The following is an 18138-nucleotide window of genomic DNA, read 5'->3' on the forward strand; positions in this document are numbered from 1 at the left end:
ACGGCCAGACCTGAGACCGGGTGGCCACCCAGGGAATGCCGGATTGCGTCCAGGTCGAAGGAACCGGCCTGATTATAAAGCATCATGAATCCGAGCAGCATCATCAGGGCTCCGAAAACAGTCATCAGGAATGACTTGTCTGCCCTGAGAACCTGATGTTTTTCGCGGTAGAATCCGATCAGCCGCCAGCTGACCAGACTTGTGATTTCCCAGAAAACATACAGCACGATCAGGTTTCCGGCAAACACCAGTCCCATCATCGCGCCCAGGAACAGAACCACCATCAGGTAATATTCATTCTGATTATTGCATTGTTCGATGTATCCGAAGGAATAAAGCACAATCACCGCGCTGATGAAGGAGGAAACCAGCGCCATGAAAAGCGCCAGCTTATCACCTACGAAGATGGATGAAAAACCGAGCGGCATGTGCCGGTCGATCTGGATTATCTGATCATTAACAAAGATCGACTGGATCAGTAGAAGGGATAGAAAAAAAGAGGAAGAACTGAAAAGGAGAGCCATGATGTTTCTGAACAGCTTGGAGATTTTTCCGAAAAAAGGCAGCAGGAACGCGCCAATGGTAGGTATGAAGACGATGCTCAGCAGTATGCTTTTTTCCAACTTGGGCTCCAGGACTTTTTAGTAAGACGCCCGTAATTTACAACGCATTCCGCAGGATTATTTTACTAACATTTCAATGCTTGTCAACAAAAAAAAAATACCGGCTGACACTATCCTCCAGACCTTTTCGGAATAATTTGCCAAAACCCGGTACCATGTGTATCATGTCTCAAAAATATTGCCATGGAGTTTTTTATGAAACTGGAAATTTCAAAAAAGGAATTGCGTCAGGCTCTGAACAATGTCCATAAAACAGTAGCTACACGATCCACCCTGCCGATCCTGAACAATATTTATCTCAAGGCCTATGGAAAGGAAATTTATCTTTTCACTACGAACCTTGAATCATACACTGAGGTGAAGATACCTGCCAATGTGATTGAAGAAGGAGAAATCACTCTTCCTGCCAGGCTGATGCTGGAGATGGTGAACGCCATTTCCTCAGGAAGCGAGGAAATCACTCTGGAGAGCAGCAATCTCAAATCAGCCAGACTTTTTTCCGGTCCCTTCAATTACATGCTCAACGGCATTGAAGCATCTGAATATAAGGAGTATCTGCCTCAGTTCAACCCGGCTTTCAGCTTTTTTATCTCAGGCAGCCTGCTTAAACAGATGATCAATATTGTCCGCTGCGCTGTTGCGACAGATGAAAGCAAACCCAGCATGATGGGAGCCAGGGCTGAATTGAAAGGCAACAATTTCAGGCTGGTGGCCACTGACAGCCGCAGGCTGGCGATCACAAACTGCAGACTGGCTGAATCGGCGGTGGCAGATCATTTTTTTCTGATCCCAGGCAAAGCGCTGAATGAAATCTACACTCTGATAGACGATCAATTCCCTGTGAAGATCCAGCTCAATGACGGTGGCAATATAGTCGGCTTCGAAATCAACAACCTTAAATTTTATTCCCGGCTGCTCGAAGGCGAATTTCCTGACTATGAGTCGTTCATAAAATCCGAATGCCCGATTTCATTCAAGACTGAAACTGCCGCCTTTGTCGAATCACTCGAAGGAATCATGCCGATCGCCAGGGAAAACGCCAACATCGTGAAGCTGTTCATCGGCGACGGCCGGATCACCCTGGAAGCCGCTTCTTCAGAGACAGGGCTCGCTAAAATTGAGCAGTCATGCGAAAAGAAGGGCGGGAATCTGGAGATCAGCTTCAATGCCCGCTATCTGATCGACGCTTTGAATTCGATCAACGCCGGATCTGTAGAACTGTCTTTCAATAAACCGCTGACACCCTGTTTCATAAAATCCGCAGACGGACAGGGGGATTTCATCTGGGTGATAATGCCGATCAGACCGGCCTGAGGAGGAGTAAATGTGGAAAATTCTGATTGGTTTTCTAGGGACTTTCATTTTAGGCTTTTTTCTGGGTTACCGCAAAGGCGGAAACAGTGAAAGTTGTGACGATCTTGAGGAAGACACAAGATGCGTGGTTTTTCAAGTACAGGCTCCCGAAGCTGCAGGAGTAACCCTGGCCGGGGATTTTAACAACTGGGACCCCAAAGCCGATGAACTTTTCAACCTGGGCGGGGGGAAATGGGGAGTTACGCTCTACCTGAAACCTGGAAGATATCAATACAAGTTCGTGATCGACGGACTGAAATGGATCGAAGACTCCAACTCCCGGGAGACCGAAGATGACGGTTACGGGGGAAGAAGATCGATCATTTACGTGGAATGAAACCGCTCCGGAGTTACTTACTGCGGATTAAAATTCTTGACCGCTATCTGCTCACAGAGATCCTTCCTCCATTCTTGTTCGGCGTTTTCCTGTTTATGGCCATTTTTCTGATCGACATTTTCATGGAACTGACAAACATGGTTATCAACAAGGGTGTTTCAGGTTTCGATGTTCTGAAATTCTTCCTCTACAGCCTGCCGGCCTTGGCAGTGCTTGTTTTTCCGATGGGACTGCTGCTGGGGGTCGTGATTTCTCTCGGCCGTCTCTCCTCGGATTCAGAGATCGTAGCTTTGAAAGCTTCGGGGATCAGTTTTTTCCGGATCCTGATGCCGCTCGCCCTGTTCTCAATTTTCATGAGTTGCGCGTCCTTCCTGATCAATGAATTTGTAGTTCCTTACACAAATCGCGAACGAGCCAATCTGCAGCGCCAGATTCTTTTAAAAAAACCCATTCCGCAGATCGTGGAAGGCGAGTTCAAGCTCAGCAACAACGAGCGGGCTCTTTACGCCGAAAAAAACCAGAGAGGTGAACTTGGTGGCGTCGTGATGCTTGAATTCCAGAAGGGAACCTTTCCGATACTGCTCTGTGCCGACACTGGACGATTCGAAGGGGACAGGTTTATTTTCGACGATGGGTACTGGTACAATTTCAACAGATCAGGGGATTTCAGCAGCCAGGTGAAGTTCGAAACCATGCAGCGTCCGCTGCAGATGGACCTGGGCGATTACAAGGAGGGCTCTAAAAGCCCCAGGGAAATGTCTTTCGGTGATCTCAAATCCAAAATCAGGGAATACCAGAACATGGGTTTGAATACAGACAGTATGGCATATGAGCTGTACATGAAGACTTCGCTGCCCTTTGCCTGCCTGGTATTCGTACTGCTAGGCGCGCCTCTTTCCTTTGTCCCGAGCCGTAATTCAAAAGCGATTGGTACCGGCTTGTCGATTGTGATTATTTTCTTTTACTATATATTATTATCTGTGGGAAAGGCCTGCTACCTGACCAAGGCATTGACCCCGCTTGTAGGAGCATGGCTCCCGAATATTATCGTTGGAATCGCTGGAGGAATCCTGGTTTGGCGTGCAAGAAGATAATTTCTGGCGGCTTGTTCGTAACCTTTGAGGGACCTGAGGGCAGCGGTAAAAGCACTCAGATCTCTTTGCTTAAAAAGCATTTCGAGGAACAGGGATACCTGGTGAAATTGACACGGGAACCAGGAGGCACACCAATCTCTGAAAAAATCCGGCAGCTGTTGCTCGACCCCTCAAACACAGCCATGATCCCTGTGACTGAATTGCTCCTTTATGCTGCTTCACGCACGCAGCATCTCGGCGAAGTGATAGTTCCTCATTTAAGGGAAGGATATCTGGTACTTTGCGACAGATTCCACGATTCCACAACCGCATACCAGGGTTATGCCAGAGGATTGGATCTGTCTCTGATCAAGGCGGTGCATGAAATTTCCCTGCACGGAATACTGCCTGAACTTACTTTCATCCTGATGGTGGATGTGGTAGTGGGAATCGACCGTGCCAGACAGGAAAGCGAGTGCAATGGTAAAATGAAAGGCGGAGACAGGCTGGAACAGGAAAATCTGGATTTCCACAGACGAGTAGCTTCAGGCTATCAGATGATCGCCAGCGAGAATCCGGACAGGGTGATGCTGGTAAAACCCGGCCGGATCGAGGAAACAAACCGCATCCTGCTCTCTGAGATCGAAAAAAGGCTCAAGGAAAAACTATGAGGGTGAACACCGATAAAGACATCAGAGAAATCCAGCAGAGGGGGAAAAAAAGCATTGAAAAGCAGGCAGGGATTTTTTCTGCACTTTTCGATGCCCAGGTGGATAAAAAAATCACGGAACGGGTCAAGAGACTCTCAGACGAAGTTGAAAAATTGTCCCAGGATCTTTTGTATTACCGGAATCCGGATGTGCTGAGACGCTTCAAACAGAAAGTCAGGGAATTCACACAGGAATTGCTTTCCCAGTATAAGGTGAAAACCATTGTAAGCAAAGTGGCGAATCGGGAGGGATTACCCAAGGTTCATCAGATCGTGGAAAGCATTGACCAGAAAATGGACGAAATTACTGAAAGCGCCATGCTGAAATTGAAAAAAGAGGTCCTGCAGACAAAAATCTCCGAAATCAGAGGACTGATGGTGGATGCAATTGCTTGAGCACAGGGAAAAGATATTTTTCGTAAGCGGCCTTTCCGGAGCCGGTAAAAGCCAGGTGTTGAAATTTCTGGAAGACATCGGCTATTTCTGCGTGGATAATCTGCCACCCCTGGTATTGGATAAATTTCTCTCAGTGATCGAGAATTCCAGCTTGAGAGAGCGCAAAATCGCGATCGGTATTGACATCCGCAGCAGTGAATTTTTTGATGAATTCCGCAAGATACTGGTTTATCTCAAAGAAAAGGAAACAGAATATAGCCTGATTTTCATGGATGCCAGCGAAGAAGTCCTAGTGAAGCGTTTCAGCGAGACCAGGCGTGAGCACCCATTGACCGGCAGCGGCACCCTGCTTTCGAAGATTCATCGTGAACGCTCGATGATGGAAGATTTCAAGGTCCGCGCTGATGTGGTGCTGGATACATCTGAAACCAGCGTCAAGGAATTGTGGGAAAGACTCCATCAGATGTTCTGCGAAGAAGCTGAAGACAGCTTTTACCTGAACATCCTGAGTTTCGGCTATAAATTCGGGATCCCGATTTCTGCGGATCTGGTTTTCGATGTGCGTTTCATCCCTAATCCGTTTTACATCCCTGAACTTGGTTCCCTGAACGGGAACGATCCCAGGGTGCTGGAACACGTCTTGAGCCATAAGGTCACCCGGAAATTCATCAAGCTGGTGCAAACTCTGATCCTGACCCTGATCCCGTATTACAAAAAAGAAGGAAAGAACTCGCTGGAGATCGCCTTTGGTTGTACTGGCGGACAGCATCGTTCAGTGGCAATCGCAAATTACCTGAAAAAACTCCTGTCAGGCAGATACCATGTCAAGCTCTATCACAGACAACTTGAGGAGGACTTCCATGAAAAGGGTAACGACAAACACAATTAAGCAGGCCAAGAGTTCCCGTAAAATAGCTGCAGTCACGGCTTACGATTTTACCATGTCCACTCTGGTTTCCGAATCGGGCATTGATATTGTTCTGGTGGGAGATTCACTGGCCCAGTGCTTCAAGGGCGAAGAGACTACGCTTGGAGTCACTCTGGAAGAGATGATTTATCACACCAGGCAGGTGGCGCGCGGCAGCAGCCATTCCCTTGTGGTCGCCGACCTGCCGTTCATGAGCTATCAGGTTTCAGTGGAGGAGGGTCTTCGCAACGCGGGGCGTGTCCTGAAGGAAACTTCCTGCCAGGCAGTAAAGCTGGAGGGCGGAAACAAGGAATGTGTGGAACTGATCAGGCGCTGTGTGGAAGCCGGTATACCGGTGATGGGGCATCTTGGGCTTACCCCGCAATCAGTGAATGTTTTCGGAGGATATCTGGTGCAGGGTGCAAGTGCCGAAGAGGAGGAGCGGATCTTCCGCGAGGCAATCAATATTGAATCTGCAGGTGCCTTTTCCCTGGTGCTGGAATGCGTACCCTACCAGCTCGCCAGGAACATCACCCAGAATCTGAAGATCCCTACGATCGGGATCGGCGCCGGACCATACTGTGACGGACAGATCCTTGTGATCAATGATCTGCTCGGCCTCTCGGCCTGGAAGAAGAAACCGAGATTCGTGAAGACATTCGCAGATCTAAGGTCTGAAATCAGGAAAGCCCTGGAACTTTACAAGCAGGAAATCTGTGATGGGAGTTATCCGGACCTGTCTCAAAGTTATAAAGGGGGAAGTGAAGTTGAAAACGATAAGCCGGCTTGACCTCCTGAACCATGAAATCAGGGAAATGAAAGCCAGAGAGCTGAAAATCGGATTTGTTCCTACGATGGGGTATCTGCATGAAGGCCATTCTTCACTGATCGATAAAGCCAGGCAGGAAAATGGAGCTGTTGTAGTGAGCATTTTCGTCAATCCCAAGCAATTCGGCCCGCAGGAGGATTTGAGCAATTATCCCAGGGATCTTACGAGGGATTCATCCCTCTGCGAAAAGCACGGAGCAGACCTGATTTACCTGCCTTCAGAGGATGTGATGTACCCTGAGGGATATTCGACCTACGTTGAAGTGGAGGGATTGTCCGGAATTCTCTGTGGCGCTTCCCGTCCCGGACATTTCAAAGGTGTAGCTACAGTAGTCCTGAAACTTTTTAATCTGGTGTCGCCTGACAGGGCTTATTTCGGCCTGAAGGACTTTCAGCAGTTTCGGGTAATCCGGAGGATGGCGCTGGACTTGAATCTACCGGTTGAAGTCCTGGGATGCCCGATCGTCAGGGAAAAGGACGGGCTGGCCATGAGCTCCAGGAATGTTTATCTCAGCCGGGAGCAGAGGGCTAAAGCCGGCCTTATCCATCAGTCCCTCAAAGAAGCGAGGAATTTGATCGGGAATGGGGAGACGAGCGGAGAGCGCGTTATCTCAATGATGGGAAAGATGATCTCCGGAATCCCGGACAGCAGGCTCGATTATATTAAAATCTGCCATCCGGAAACGCTCGAATCAATCGCTGAAATCAAGGAAAAAGTCGTGATCCTGGTAGCCTGCCACGTCGGCAGGGCAAGGCTGATCGATAATCTGACTGTGGAGACTGCATGATGCTTATTTGGAAAAAAATCTTCCTGGGAATTTGTTTCATGCATGCGATGATTCTTTCCGCAGCCGGAACAGCTGCGGAAGAGGCTGTCACCCTGAAAATCGTCGGGAGTCCCAAATTTTACTGCAACACCGGAACATCGTTACATACCCCATTGATGGTCCAGCTTTTTAATCAGGACGGAAGCCCGAAGAGTGGAGTGCAGATCGATTTTGAAGTAATTAATTACAAGAATGACACCTTTCTCTCCCACAATCTTGTCATGACGGATGTGATGGGAATTGCTACCGTTGAACTTGCTCTTACAAAGAATGTACCCGATAATGCTCAGATCAACATTTCCGCCAACTGCCATGGCGATGAATCTACCCGTGTATATTATTACATCACAGCACAATCTCCCTACTGGATGAAATTCCTCTTCTTTTCCCTGCTGGGCGGGCTGGCTCTGTTCCTGCTCGGGATGGAAATGACCAAGCTCTCTCTGCAGAAAGTCGCAGGCCGGAAGCTGAAGACGATCCTGACCTCGGTTACCAACAATCGTTTCCTGGGAGTAATGATCGGGACACTGGTGACTGCCGTGATCCAGTCCAGCACAGCCACCACTGTGATGGTGGTGGGATTCGTTTCCGCAGGGTTGATCGGATTCGTGCAGTCGATGTCGATCACAATGGGAGCTGAGATCGGCACCACCTTTACAGTACAGCTGATCGCCTTCAAACTGACTGATTACGCCCTGCTGGTGATTTTCCTGGGTTTCCTGGTCAAGGTCAGCCAGAAGGACGAACTCCGTGCCCAGTACGGTACCCTGATCATGGGCCTGGGCATGATTTTTTACGGCATCAAGGTGATGGCAGATTCCATGCAGCCTCTCAAGGATTATCCACCGATCATTGAAATGCTGAAAAATTTAAATGATCCTTTCTATGCTCTTCTACTTGGTACATTTCTCACTGCACTGATCCACTCTGGAGCCACTATGGCGATCCTGATCGCACTCGGCAGTCAGAACATGATCACTCTGCAGCAGGCAATTCCGATCGCTTTCGGAGCCAATATCGGGACCACTATCACAGCTATCATTGCCAGTTGGGGTTCCAATGTCAGTGCTGTGAAAGCCGCTTACTGGCATGCCCTGCACAAGGTGCTGGGAGCGCTGATCTTTTACCCTTTCATTCCCCAGTATGCGCGTTTGATTGAAAAGATCACGCTCTGGTCTGGCTCTGATTCGGTGCCCCGCCAGATTGCCAATGCGCATACGGTTTTCAATGTAGTCAATGTTTTTCTGTTCATCGGATTCATCCAGTATTTCGCACGCCTGATGGACTGGCTGGTCAAGGACTCTTCGGACAAGCCCAAATTCAAAACCTATTACATCAAGGAAAACCTGCTGGACACTCCCACTCTTGCCCTGGAACAGGCTTACCGGGAAATTCTGCACATGGCCAATATAGTGGAGCGCATGATCATCAACATCAAGCCCTCAATCCTGGAAAAAGATTACAGACTGATCCAGAAGAATATCAACAAGGACGACAAGGTGGATGTGCTGGAAGAAAAGATCAATCCGTTCCTGACTACGATCTCAGGCAAGGAACTCTCTGAAGTCGAGTCCAGACGTCTGACAGGAATGCTGTTCGTGGTGGACAACCTGGAGCACATCGGGGACATAATCAGCAAAAATCTGATGAAGCTCGCGCAGAAAACCATTGACCAGGATTACAAATTCTCTGAAGACGGCTACCGGGAAATTTTCGAGTACTATGATAAGACTCTGAATAATTACAGGCAGCTGCTACTCGCTTTGCGCAAGGAAGACTTCGGAATCGCCAAAGCCCTGTCTGAATACAGGCCGCAGATCGAGCCTGAAGCCAAGAAATATTACCTGTCCCATTTCAAGCGGATGCAGAAGGGCATGAAGGAAACAGTGGAAACCTCTCCGATCCATCTGGACATGATCGACTGCCTGCGGGCCATCAATTTCAGGATCGCGGAGATCTCAAGCAACCTGGCCTTCGAAATCATCGGCAGCAAGAATTAGAGCAATTAATAATTCTGTCAGTATACAAGACATGTCGAGTAATGAAATTCAGATTGATTTAGGCTGAATGAAATCCGTTGTCCTCAGCCTTTGCTGGGCGGGATCAGCACTATGTCCACGCGCCTGTCGCGCGGGCGGTTTTGGGATTTGTCGCCCGGATCGAGCGGATGGAATTCGCCGTAGCCGATGGCAGCGAGCCGCTCAGGCGGGATCGGCCCGTTCTGCATCAGGAATTTCAGCACATTCAGCGCTCTCGCTCCGGACAGCTCCCAGTTGGAAGGGAATTTTGAAGTATTGATCGGCAGGCTGTCTGTGTGGCCCTCGACCATGATCTGAAAATTGTTATCTTTGATCGTGCCGGCTATCTTACTCAGTTCAGCAATTCCATCTGGTTTAAGGTCAGAGCTCCCAAGTTCGAAAAAGATGTTGGATGAGAGTCGCACCACCAGGCCGCGTTCCTCCACCTGCAGCTGCACACCCAGGGCATTGACCTCGCCGGTGAGCAGTTGCTCCAGGCTGCCTTTGATAGTCTGTATCTGTTTGTATTCTAAAGCCAGCTGCCTGTTCTTGGCTTCCAGTTCCCTTGTAGTGACCAGAAAGTTCATTTCCCTGGTCCCCTCGAGGAAAGTCGTGCCTTCGGATTTTCCGTTCCGCAGTTCCATCAATTTTTTCCCTGAATATGGCAGAACGGGATTCTTACCGCCTTCGCCGGCAGAGAAAACATTGAATCGCAGGGATTCTGCCATCTGGTCGAACTTTTTTCGATCGACTTTGGACATGGAATACATGATGATAAAGAAAATCACCAGCAGAGTGACCATGTCGGCATAAGTTATCAGCCAGCGGTCCTGATTGACTGATTTCTCCGGCCCCTTCTTCCTTATCATCAGACTTCTTCCTCAGCCAAGCCTTCCTGGTCTGCGGAGGATTTTCTGCTCTCCGGGTCAAGGTAAGCTTTCAGTTTTTCTTCCACCACGCGTGGATTGTCGCCGGCCTGGATTGCCAATACTCCCTGCAGGATCACTTCGTGAAAAATCAGCTCTTCCCGGTTTTTCTGCCTGAGCTTCGAGGCCAGGGGGAAATACAGAAGATTTGCAGAACTGATGCCATACAGAGTGGCAAGGAATGCTACTGAAATCATGGGTCCGAGCTCTTCAGGATGTTCCAGGTTTCCCAGGATTTCGACCATTCCCAGAACTGTTCCGCAGATTCCCAGGGTCGGAGCATAGCCGCCTGCAGCTTCGAACCAGTCGATTCCACCTTTATGCCGCTCAGCCATCTGGTCGATCTCAGTCTGGAGGATGCTGCCCACGAGTTCAGGGTCAATTCCGTCGACTACGAGCTGCAGGCCTTTAGCCAGAAAGGCATTGTCGAGCTGGTCGATGTCCTGCTCAAGCGCAAGCAGCCCTTCCCTGCGGCTCTTGTCCGTAAAGCTGACCATGGTGGAGATCAATTCCAGCAGTTTGTGGTCTTCTCTGCGGAAAGCGACTCTGATGATCCTGAAGATATTCTTTGTGGTACTCGCATTAGCTGAAGCGATGGAGACTCCGATCGTGCCTATCACTGAAATGCAGAAGGCGGAAGGATTTAGATACATGCTCAGGTCCGCGCCTTCGATCGTCATTCCAAGCCACAACCCGCCGAATCCTACCAGGAAGCCGATTACAGATGACAGATCCATATTTCATCCTTTTTTTCCAGGTTTCATGTGTAAAATAACAACCCGGGAAGGTTTTTTATCTGGAATATTTATCGAAAGATCTTTGAAAATCAATAGACTTGATTTAAAAAAAGTACCTTCTGCAGGAAGTTCAAGGAGCACTGACAAAACTCTGTTTTGAATTAGAAGCCTGCTGTTTTTCCTGGTATACTTATAGCTAAGGAAGAAAAGAAGGTCTGATGAAATTCTTTAAAAAACTGATTTGTATTTCTATCCTGGCGATTTTACTTGGCTGTACTCCCGGCTTCGCCGCTTCCACGTCTGAGACATTCTTTTCCAGAAACAGCAAAGAGAACAGAGCACTTGGGGATAAAATTTTCAAGCTCAGGAGTTCCATCTCGATTTACATCTCAAAGGATGTGGCACTGGACAGCCGTGAAGTGACCTGGTATTACTCCTCCATCGGCAGACTGAATCGCATGCAGTGTAAATTGCTAGGGACTCTTTCCCTTTTATACCTTACTCCAAATGTACGCCCTGACAGGAGAATCGATTATGCGAGGGAATTTACTGCTTTCAATGGCAGGATCGCTAAGGAAGCAGATGATCAACTGGCAGGTCTTAGGAAAATCAGCCGCTCATTCGGTGTAAATGCTGCCACAGAAGAGGAAAAGTTCAGGTTCATTGCCGGACTTTTGGAAACTTATCAGGGAGTGAAGACATACCTTGCAGGTTTCAGCGGAAAGTCTGCTGAATTCTGGGCAGGCTCCAAACTTGACATTGCGGGGACAGCAGAAATGCTCCTGATTCCTGCTGTAGCCTCTTATCCGAATCTGGAACCTGCAGCAGAGCAACTGAAAAGCAGCAGGAACATCCTGAGCAGTTATCTGGACGGCCCGGGGCTGCCAAGATTTGAACTGGAGCGCTACCTGCGTGAAATCAATAACATTGATGAAGCCCTGGCCTCACTGGAGAACCTGAAGCAGCTCTATCTCCTCAAGGACATGCTCGGCAGCCCCTTCAACCTTGGCAGTCATCTGATTTCGAGCAAGTCGCATCCGGGTGTGCTTAATTCAGCCATCGACTCATTGAAAAAATATTCTGATCCTGAGAAAACCGGTATTGATCCAGTGTTGAATGCAGGAAACGTCAGGGATAAAAATATATTTCTCTACAACATGAAGAATCTGTCTGAGGTTTACTGCGGAGTGAACGGAATAATCGTGAGGTTTCAGGATGATTTCCTGACCGCCTGCAGGATGAGCAGCAAGGCCGGCAAGTAGAAGGATCCAAAGATGGAACCTCAAAAATCTACCCGAGATTTTGCGGGTAAAAACAGTTTGAATGAGGCTTTATGGATAAGGAACTGATAAAGCAGCGCATCGAAGAACTCAGAAACTTGATCGACAGGCACAATCACCTGTATTACATTGAAAACCAGCCGGAAATCAGCGACCTGCAATTTGACCTGCTGCTATCCGAACTTTCAAAACTGGAACTTGAATACCCTGATTTTCAATCTGCTGTCTCTCCTACCCGGCGGGTAGGAGGAATTCCGGCCGAGGGTTTCACTAAAATTTCTCACAGAATACCGATGCTTTCACTTGGAAACACATACGATTATGACGAATTGATGGACTTTGACAGGAAGGTGCGTGAGGCTGCAGAACTTGCGGCAGTAAATTATTATGTTGAACTTAAAATCGACGGGTTGTCCATCAGCCTCACTTATGAAAAAGGAGAATTTATCACCGGAGCTACCCGTGGTGACGGTGAAACAGGCGAGGACGTGACAGAAAACGTGAAGCGGATTGGAAGCGTTCCCCTCAGGTTGTTCGAGCCGGTCGACATCAACGTCAGGGGAGAAATCTATCTTTCCCTTCCTTCTTTTGCCAGGCTAAACGAAACAAGAGAATTGAGGGGAGAAGAATCATTCGCCAATCCCAGAAACGCCGCGGCTGGAACTGTGCGCCAGCTTGATCCGAGGATTGTGGCAGAGCGCCGTCTCGAGATTTTCGTTCATTCCTTCGGGTCAGCCCCTCAATTGCAGATCGATTCGCAGTCCGGGATGTTTGAGGTTTTGAAGAAGCTTGGCTTCAAGGTCAATCCTCATGGCCGGCTCTGCAGGGATATCGGAGAAGTTATGTCGTTCTGCAGAGAGTGGGACGGAAGACGGCACGAACTGGCTTATGAAATTGACGGAATCGTGGTTAAAATAGACAGGTTTGCCGACAGGGCAGTTCTGGGGGAAACCTCCAAGATCCCGCGCTGGGCGATCGCCTTCAAGTTTAAAGCCCCCACTGCAGTCACCAAAGTAATCCGCGTAGTGTTCCAGGTGGGCCGGACCGGAACGATCACCCCGGTCGCTGAACTGGAACCTGTGAAAATCGGCGGAGTGACTGTGAAGCGCTCCACCCTGCATAATTTCGACGAAATAGAGAGGCTTGGTCTGATGGAAGGGGATCAGGTGGAAATCGAACGCGCTGCAGAGGTAATCCCCCACATCATCAGAGTACTGATTAACCAGAGAACCGGCATGGAAACCATGATCATTCCGCCGGAACTTTGCCCTGCCTGCAATACCCGATCGGTCAGAAACGGGGTGTTCCTGAAATGCCCAAATCCGGATTGTCCTGAGCAGCTAAGGAGAACCCTGGAGAATTTTGCCGGCAGAACTGCCATGAATATAGAAAACATGGGTACATCGATTGTGGATCAGCTAGTCTCGACAGGCTTGGTTTCTTCAATTTCAGGCATCTACCACCTGAAGCTCGATCAGCTGGCGGGTCTTCCCAGATTCGGAGAATTGAGCGCAGGCAAGCTCCTCGAAAACATTGAGAAAAGCAAAAGCAGATGCCTTTCCAAGCTGATCGCCGGCCTTGGCATCCCGGGAGTAGGGGAACACCTGTCTGAGACGCTGGCCCGCAGGTTCGAAACGCTGGATAGATTATCTGGTGCCTGCATGGAAGAGCTGCTGGCCGTTTCTGAAGTCGGGCTACAGACAGCGGCTGCAGTCAGAGAATATTTTGGCAGGCCGCAGACTAAGGACCTGCTGGAAAAACTCAGGGAAGCCGGAGTCAACTTCCATTATCTGAAAAAAGAAGGTTCACTTTCAGGGAAGTCCTTTGTGGTTACTGGATCACTTAAAAACTTCACCAGAGACCAGATCCGTCAGAAAATCAGAGAAAACGGGGGAGAAGTAAGGGATACGATTTCCAGAAAAGTGGACTTCCTGATCGCCGGTGAAAATAGCGGGTCCAAACTGGAAAAGGCTCAAAAAGCGGGAGTCAGGATTATTTCGGAAGATGAATTTCTAACCCTCAGTTCCGAACTTTGATCATCATCGCAGTGATGTCATCCTGCTGTTCAGTGTTTTCTGTCTTGAAATCCATCAGAACCGAGAAGAGCTTGTTGATCGATTCTTTGGCTGTTTTCCCGACAAACTGGTGCAGGTATTTTTTGAGGAGTTTCTCTCCGAAACATTCTTTTTTGCTGTTTGAGCATTCTGTGACGCCGTCGGTGTAAAGAAGGATCATATCGTCAGATTCGAGCTTGATCTCTTCGATTTCATAAGCTGTGCTTTCGAACATCCCGACCGGCAGGCCTTTGCTTTCAAGCATTTCCACTTTTTTCGATCTTGAGCGGTAAAGCAGGGGTGGGTTATGGCCGGCATTGATGTATTGAAGGTCGTGCGTTTCGCTGTTGTAAAGCCCGAAAAAAGCGGTGACATACATTCCGGCATAGAGGTCGGTGATCAGCGAATTATTGAGCTGGTCGAAGATGTCGGCAATTGAAAAGCCGGTGCGGAACATGGCTTTGAGTATGCTGTGGAACATGGCAGCAACGATCGCGGCGGAAATGCTCTTTCCAGAGACATCGGCGATGCAGAAACCGATAATGTGCTTCTGAAAGTCGAGCTGGTAGAAATTGTAATAATCTCCGCCTACTTCTTTGGCTGTCTTGCAGAGACCATATATGTCCAGCCCCGGGAACTGACCTTCAAAGTCCTTGGGCAGGATCTGTTTTTGAATTTCCTTGGAAAGTCTCAGTTCGTGCTGGATATGTTCCCGTTTGAGCCCTTCCTGGTAAAGTTTCGCGTTTACGATCGCGAGGGCAGCCTGATTGGAAAGGGCTGTCAGAAAATCCAGTTCCCGCGATCTGGCTGAAACTTTTTTCTTGGAGCTGTCCAGGTACATTGCTCCGATGTTTCTGTTCTTGTAAACAAGCGGCAGACAGACGATCGAAGCATTGACTTTGTGCCCCATGATGCTTTCGAATTCGGATAGGCGGATGTCCTTGAAAGCATCTTCAGTGACCAGGGCTTCCCCAGAATCCGCGACTCTGGCAGCGATGTGCTTGCTGATGTGGTGGGAATCCAGCGAGGACTGGTCTTTCTGCTCCATGCCGCGGGCGATGGTGACTTCCAGATCTCCCTTTTCGTTGAACAGGATTACAAATCCGCGCTCAGCGTTGCAGAAATCCAGGGCTGAATCAATGAGATTGGTGAGAACTGTGCTCAGGTCCAGGGACGAGTTCAGTTTCTGGGCAGTCTCAAACAGGGTCAGGAGCATGCGGTAGGTATTCTGAAAATTAGTGATGTCGTTGCCCAGGGAGTTGAGCAGATGTTTGAGAAACTGTCTGGACCGCTCTGTGCCGAGTTCTTCGTCGCTTACAGTACCGAGAAATTCCTGGATCGAGGAGATCTGACGGAAAATGCTGTCTGTGAGATCTGTTTTGCTGAGGATGAAACTGCCCGGAAGTTCCTCGATGAATGTGAATTCCTGCTCTCCGCAGCGGATCACGTCATTGTGACGCAGGCGCTGTTTTTCGACCTTGTTGCCGTTGAGAAAAGTGCCGTTGGTGCTTTTCAGGTCGCAGAGAAAAAACTGGTTATCCTCCTTGACGATCTGAGCATGATTCCTGCTGACAGTCGGGTCCCTCAGCAGGATTTCATTTCCGGGCTGTTTGCCGATCCGATAGGCCGGCATCGACAGGAAGATTTTTTTCTGGTCGGAAAAGAGTAAGTACGGCATCTGTTCATGATAACTCCTGGCTGAATTGTTGTAAACGCCGGGGAAGATTTATTATGGCCAGATTTTTATCCGAAGATGCGTGGTGATGGTCCTGCCGCTTTCAGTGCAGGAAATTTCCAGCGTGTCGGAATCTCCTGAACCTGGTGCCGTATAGAGTGTGCCAGTGACAGATCCGCTGGATGGAATATAGCTGAGACCGCTCGCTTCCTGGGTTGTGCCACTGGAATAAAACACGGTTTTTTTGATGGTCGAGAGTTCAAATGTGCTGCCTGCAGTTACTTCCAGAGTGAGAGGGCTGGTAGTAATGTAAAGAGGTGAAAGGGCCGGGGAAGCGGTTCCTGTATACCAGATGTCCCTGGTAGTACCACAGATTCCTCCGATTGCCCAGATTCTGTTGTCATAACTCAAACCCGCAAGGGAATACCTTGGGGCAAATGCGGAACTGGCTGTCACAAGCGTCCAGCTGCTGCCATCGGGCGAGGACCAGACATCGCTATAACAGTCACTGCCGCAACCGCCGATCACCCACATTTTTTCATCAAAAACGAGGCTGGCCAGATATCCTCTCGGACTGAAAGCCGTGCTTGCAGTGGACTGAACCCAGTTCGAGCCATCCCCGGAACTCCAGACATCGTTTTGGTTACCAATACCGGTACTGTATCCACCGATCACCCACATCTTGTTATCAAAGACTATGCTGGCATGACATTTTCTGGCGCTGAAGGCAGCTCCTGAAGTGGCCTCTGTCCAGTTCACCCCATTTGCAGAATACCAGACATCGTTCAGGTAACCGGTTTTGCTGTATCCACCGATCACCCACATTTTATTGTCGAAAACCAGACTTGTATGCCAGCCTCTGACGCTGAAAGCAGCTTCGGAAGTGGCCTCTGTCCAGTTCGTTCCATCCGCGGAATACCAGACATCGTTCAGGTAAGAGGTTGTGTAGCCGCCGATCACCCACATTTTGTTGTCAAAAACCAGACATGTATGACGGGATCTGGCGCTGAAAGCCGCGTTGGCAGTGACCTGTGTCCAGTCCGCCCCATCAGTGGAATTCCAGACCTCATTTTTTTTATTGGCCTGGTAATCTTCTCCACCGATCACCCACATTTTACCATTGTAACTAAGGCCGGAGGTAGCTACTGCCTGAAAAGCCGCTTCAGCGGTAGCCTGATGCCACGACACTCCCGGGATCTGCACATAAGTCAATGTATGGGCCTGATCCTCGTTTCTCATCGTTGATACTGCTGCAGCCGGGATGATCCAGCCGCTGGCAGCCTTGCATTCGATCGTGAATAATGAATTCTCCTCAACTCCGACCGTGTCGCCGCTATTACTCCATGAGCTTCCATGGTTGATGCTCCACTGCACACCATCGCTGACAGCCTCAGCCGGGGCGAGAGTCACAGTCAATGCATGCTGTGGAAGAGGACCTGTGATGATATTGACTGTCAGTTCCTGAGTGGCAGTGATATTTCTGGCTGAGAAGCTGACTACTAGTTCATCCGTTCCGTCAGTGTCTGGAGCAGTATAAGTGCTGAGTGCACCTCCGCCTGACTTCATGTTCCAGGTCATGCCGGTGGCGGTTTCCTGGCTGCCGTTGGAGTAGACTGCTGTAACTTTGATGTTTGACAGAGTGTAACTGGTACCCGGATGGAGGTTAATCGAAGAAGGAGAAATAGTGACCCCGGTCAGGGACCTTGTCGGAAGCCCTGACAGATACTTGAGTGTGCCTGGGCGGTCCATGTAATACCAATAACCGTGATTTGGATCCAGCGTCTGAAGGGTGGAAAAACCGATGGCTGCATTGTTGATGAATGTACGGAAACCTTCGCTGCCCCCATCGGAAGGACGATAGAATCCCGAGATGTATCTGGCCACACCGTCGATTGATGTCAGATTGAAGACCGAGTCGATCACAGTGCCGGTCTGAGTTTCCATAGTGGGAAGGCTGTTGCTGGTCGAAAGCCAGTATCCTGCAAGGTTCCAGCCTGATTCAAGAGACCATTCTCTGGTGTCTGCGATGGCAATTCCGCTCACTTCCAGGGTGGCGGCCTTGCTCATATAGGCCCAGTACCCGTGGAGTCCGTCCATGGTCCTGAGAGTGGAGAAATCTCTTACAATGTCCAGGTTCATGTAAATCCGGAATCCTTCAGTACCCGCGTCAACAGGCAAGCGGAAGAATCCCAGCACATATTTCATGTCCGGGCAGCCCGCAAAGATCACTTCAATCGATCCGCTGGCCGGAGTCAATCCCAGGCTGATCAGGTTCCAGCCCTGTTTGAGCGGGATCTGGGAAGTGAGGGCTGAGAGGGAATCAAGACTGAAGGACAGCAGAATAAAAAGTAAAACAAGGTTATGAATCTTGAATCTGATTTTCATGGATACCTGC

General features: G+C 49.2%; 16 protein-coding genes. 11 read left to right on the plus strand and 5 right to left on the minus strand.

Features of this window, described 5'->3' with window-relative positions; translation table 11 throughout:
- A partial coding sequence (locus tag PHW04_08665; protein ID MDD2715950.1) for a proton-conducting transporter membrane subunit occupies nt 1-623 on the minus strand: 623 nt, incomplete at its 3' end.
- Between the two features lie 195 nt (nt 624-818).
- On the opposite strand from PHW04_08665, the gene dnaN reads away from it, so the two are divergent.
- The 9 genes from dnaN to PHW04_08710 are packed head-to-tail and all read left to right on the plus strand — an operon-like array spanning nt 819 to nt 9053.
- Complete coding sequence (dnaN, locus tag PHW04_08670) at nt 819-1937, plus strand: DNA polymerase III subunit beta (protein ID MDD2715951.1); 1119 nt, start codon at nt 819-821, stop codon at nt 1935-1937.
- A gap of 10 nt (nt 1938-1947) precedes the next feature.
- Nucleotides 1948-2313: an isoamylase early set domain-containing protein gene (locus PHW04_08675; GenBank protein MDD2715952.1), complete on the plus strand. Its 366-nt coding sequence runs from the start codon at nt 1948-1950 to the stop codon at nt 2311-2313.
- The gene (locus tag PHW04_08680) at nt 2310-3407 is read left to right on the plus strand and encodes an LptF/LptG family permease (protein MDD2715953.1); all 1098 of its coding nucleotides are present in this window, start codon (nt 2310-2312) and stop codon (nt 3405-3407) included. The genes PHW04_08675 and PHW04_08680 overlap by 4 nt, the downstream gene beginning before the upstream one ends.
- Entirely contained in the window at nt 3389-4057 is a 669-nt protein-coding gene (tmk, locus tag PHW04_08685; protein MDD2715954.1) for a dTMP kinase, read from the plus strand. The genes PHW04_08680 and tmk overlap by 19 nt, the downstream gene beginning before the upstream one ends.
- Nucleotides 4054-4491 carry a DUF327 family protein gene (locus PHW04_08690; protein MDD2715955.1) on the plus strand — a complete coding sequence of 146 codons (438 nt, stop codon included), beginning with the start codon at nt 4054-4056 and terminating at the stop codon, nt 4489-4491. Before tmk ends, PHW04_08690 begins: the two co-directional genes overlap by 4 nt.
- A complete protein-coding gene (gene rapZ / locus PHW04_08695) occupies nt 4478-5380 on the plus strand; it encodes an RNase adapter RapZ (GenBank protein MDD2715956.1) in 903 nt (300 codons plus the stop codon). The genes PHW04_08690 and rapZ overlap by 14 nt, the downstream gene beginning before the upstream one ends.
- Complete coding sequence (gene panB, locus PHW04_08700) at nt 5352-6188, plus strand: 3-methyl-2-oxobutanoate hydroxymethyltransferase (GenBank protein MDD2715957.1); 837 nt, start codon at nt 5352-5354, stop codon at nt 6186-6188. The genes rapZ and panB overlap by 29 nt, the downstream gene beginning before the upstream one ends.
- 25 nt (nt 6189-6213) lie before the next feature.
- Nucleotides 6214-7014 (plus strand): pantoate--beta-alanine ligase, encoded by an 801-nt coding sequence (gene panC, locus PHW04_08705; protein ID MDD2715958.1) that lies wholly within the window; start codon nt 6214-6216, stop codon nt 7012-7014.
- Nucleotides 7011-9053 (plus strand): Na/Pi cotransporter family protein, encoded by a 2043-nt coding sequence (locus tag PHW04_08710; protein ID MDD2715959.1) that lies wholly within the window; start codon nt 7011-7013, stop codon nt 9051-9053. The genes panC and PHW04_08710 overlap by 4 nt, the downstream gene beginning before the upstream one ends.
- 83 nt (nt 9054-9136) lie before the next feature.
- Here the strand turns inward: PHW04_08710 and PHW04_08715 are convergent, their stop codons facing one another.
- Both PHW04_08715 and PHW04_08720 read right to left on the minus strand, forming a co-directional pair.
- Nucleotides 9137-9940, minus strand: coding sequence for a flagellar motor protein MotB (locus PHW04_08715; protein MDD2715960.1), 804 nt, complete (start codon nt 9938-9940; stop codon nt 9137-9139).
- Nucleotides 9940-10734, minus strand: a complete 795-nt coding sequence (locus PHW04_08720; protein ID MDD2715961.1) for a flagellar motor protein — start codon at nt 10732-10734, stop codon at nt 9940-9942. The genes PHW04_08715 and PHW04_08720 overlap by 1 nt, the downstream gene beginning before the upstream one ends.
- 218 nt (nt 10735-10952) lie before the next feature.
- Here PHW04_08720 and PHW04_08725 point away from each other — a divergent pair, with 218 nt between their 5' ends.
- Together PHW04_08725 and ligA are read left to right on the plus strand one after the other, a co-directional pair.
- Complete coding sequence (locus PHW04_08725) at nt 10953-11996, plus strand: hypothetical protein (protein ID MDD2715962.1); 1044 nt, start codon at nt 10953-10955, stop codon at nt 11994-11996.
- A 71-nt stretch (nt 11997-12067) separates the two neighbouring features.
- Nucleotides 12068-14050 carry an NAD-dependent DNA ligase LigA gene (gene ligA, locus PHW04_08730; GenBank protein MDD2715963.1) on the plus strand — a complete coding sequence of 661 codons (1983 nt, stop codon included), beginning with the start codon at nt 12068-12070 and terminating at the stop codon, nt 14048-14050.
- On the opposite strand, the gene PHW04_08735 is transcribed toward ligA, so the two are convergent.
- Nucleotides 14034-15746, minus strand: a complete 1713-nt coding sequence (locus PHW04_08735) for a SpoIIE family protein phosphatase (GenBank protein ID MDD2715964.1) — start codon at nt 15744-15746, stop codon at nt 14034-14036. The genes ligA and PHW04_08735 overlap by 17 nt on opposite strands.
- Nucleotides 15747-15797: 51 nt before the next feature.
- Entirely contained in the window at nt 15798-18128 is a 2331-nt protein-coding gene (locus PHW04_08740; protein MDD2715965.1) for a hypothetical protein, read from the minus strand.
- Nucleotides 18129-18138: the final 10 nt, after the last annotated feature.

Source organism: Candidatus Wallbacteria bacterium, assembly GCA_028687545.1.
Taxonomy (GTDB): Bacteria; Muiribacteriota; JAQTZZ01; order JAQTZZ01; family JAQTZZ01; genus JAQTZZ01.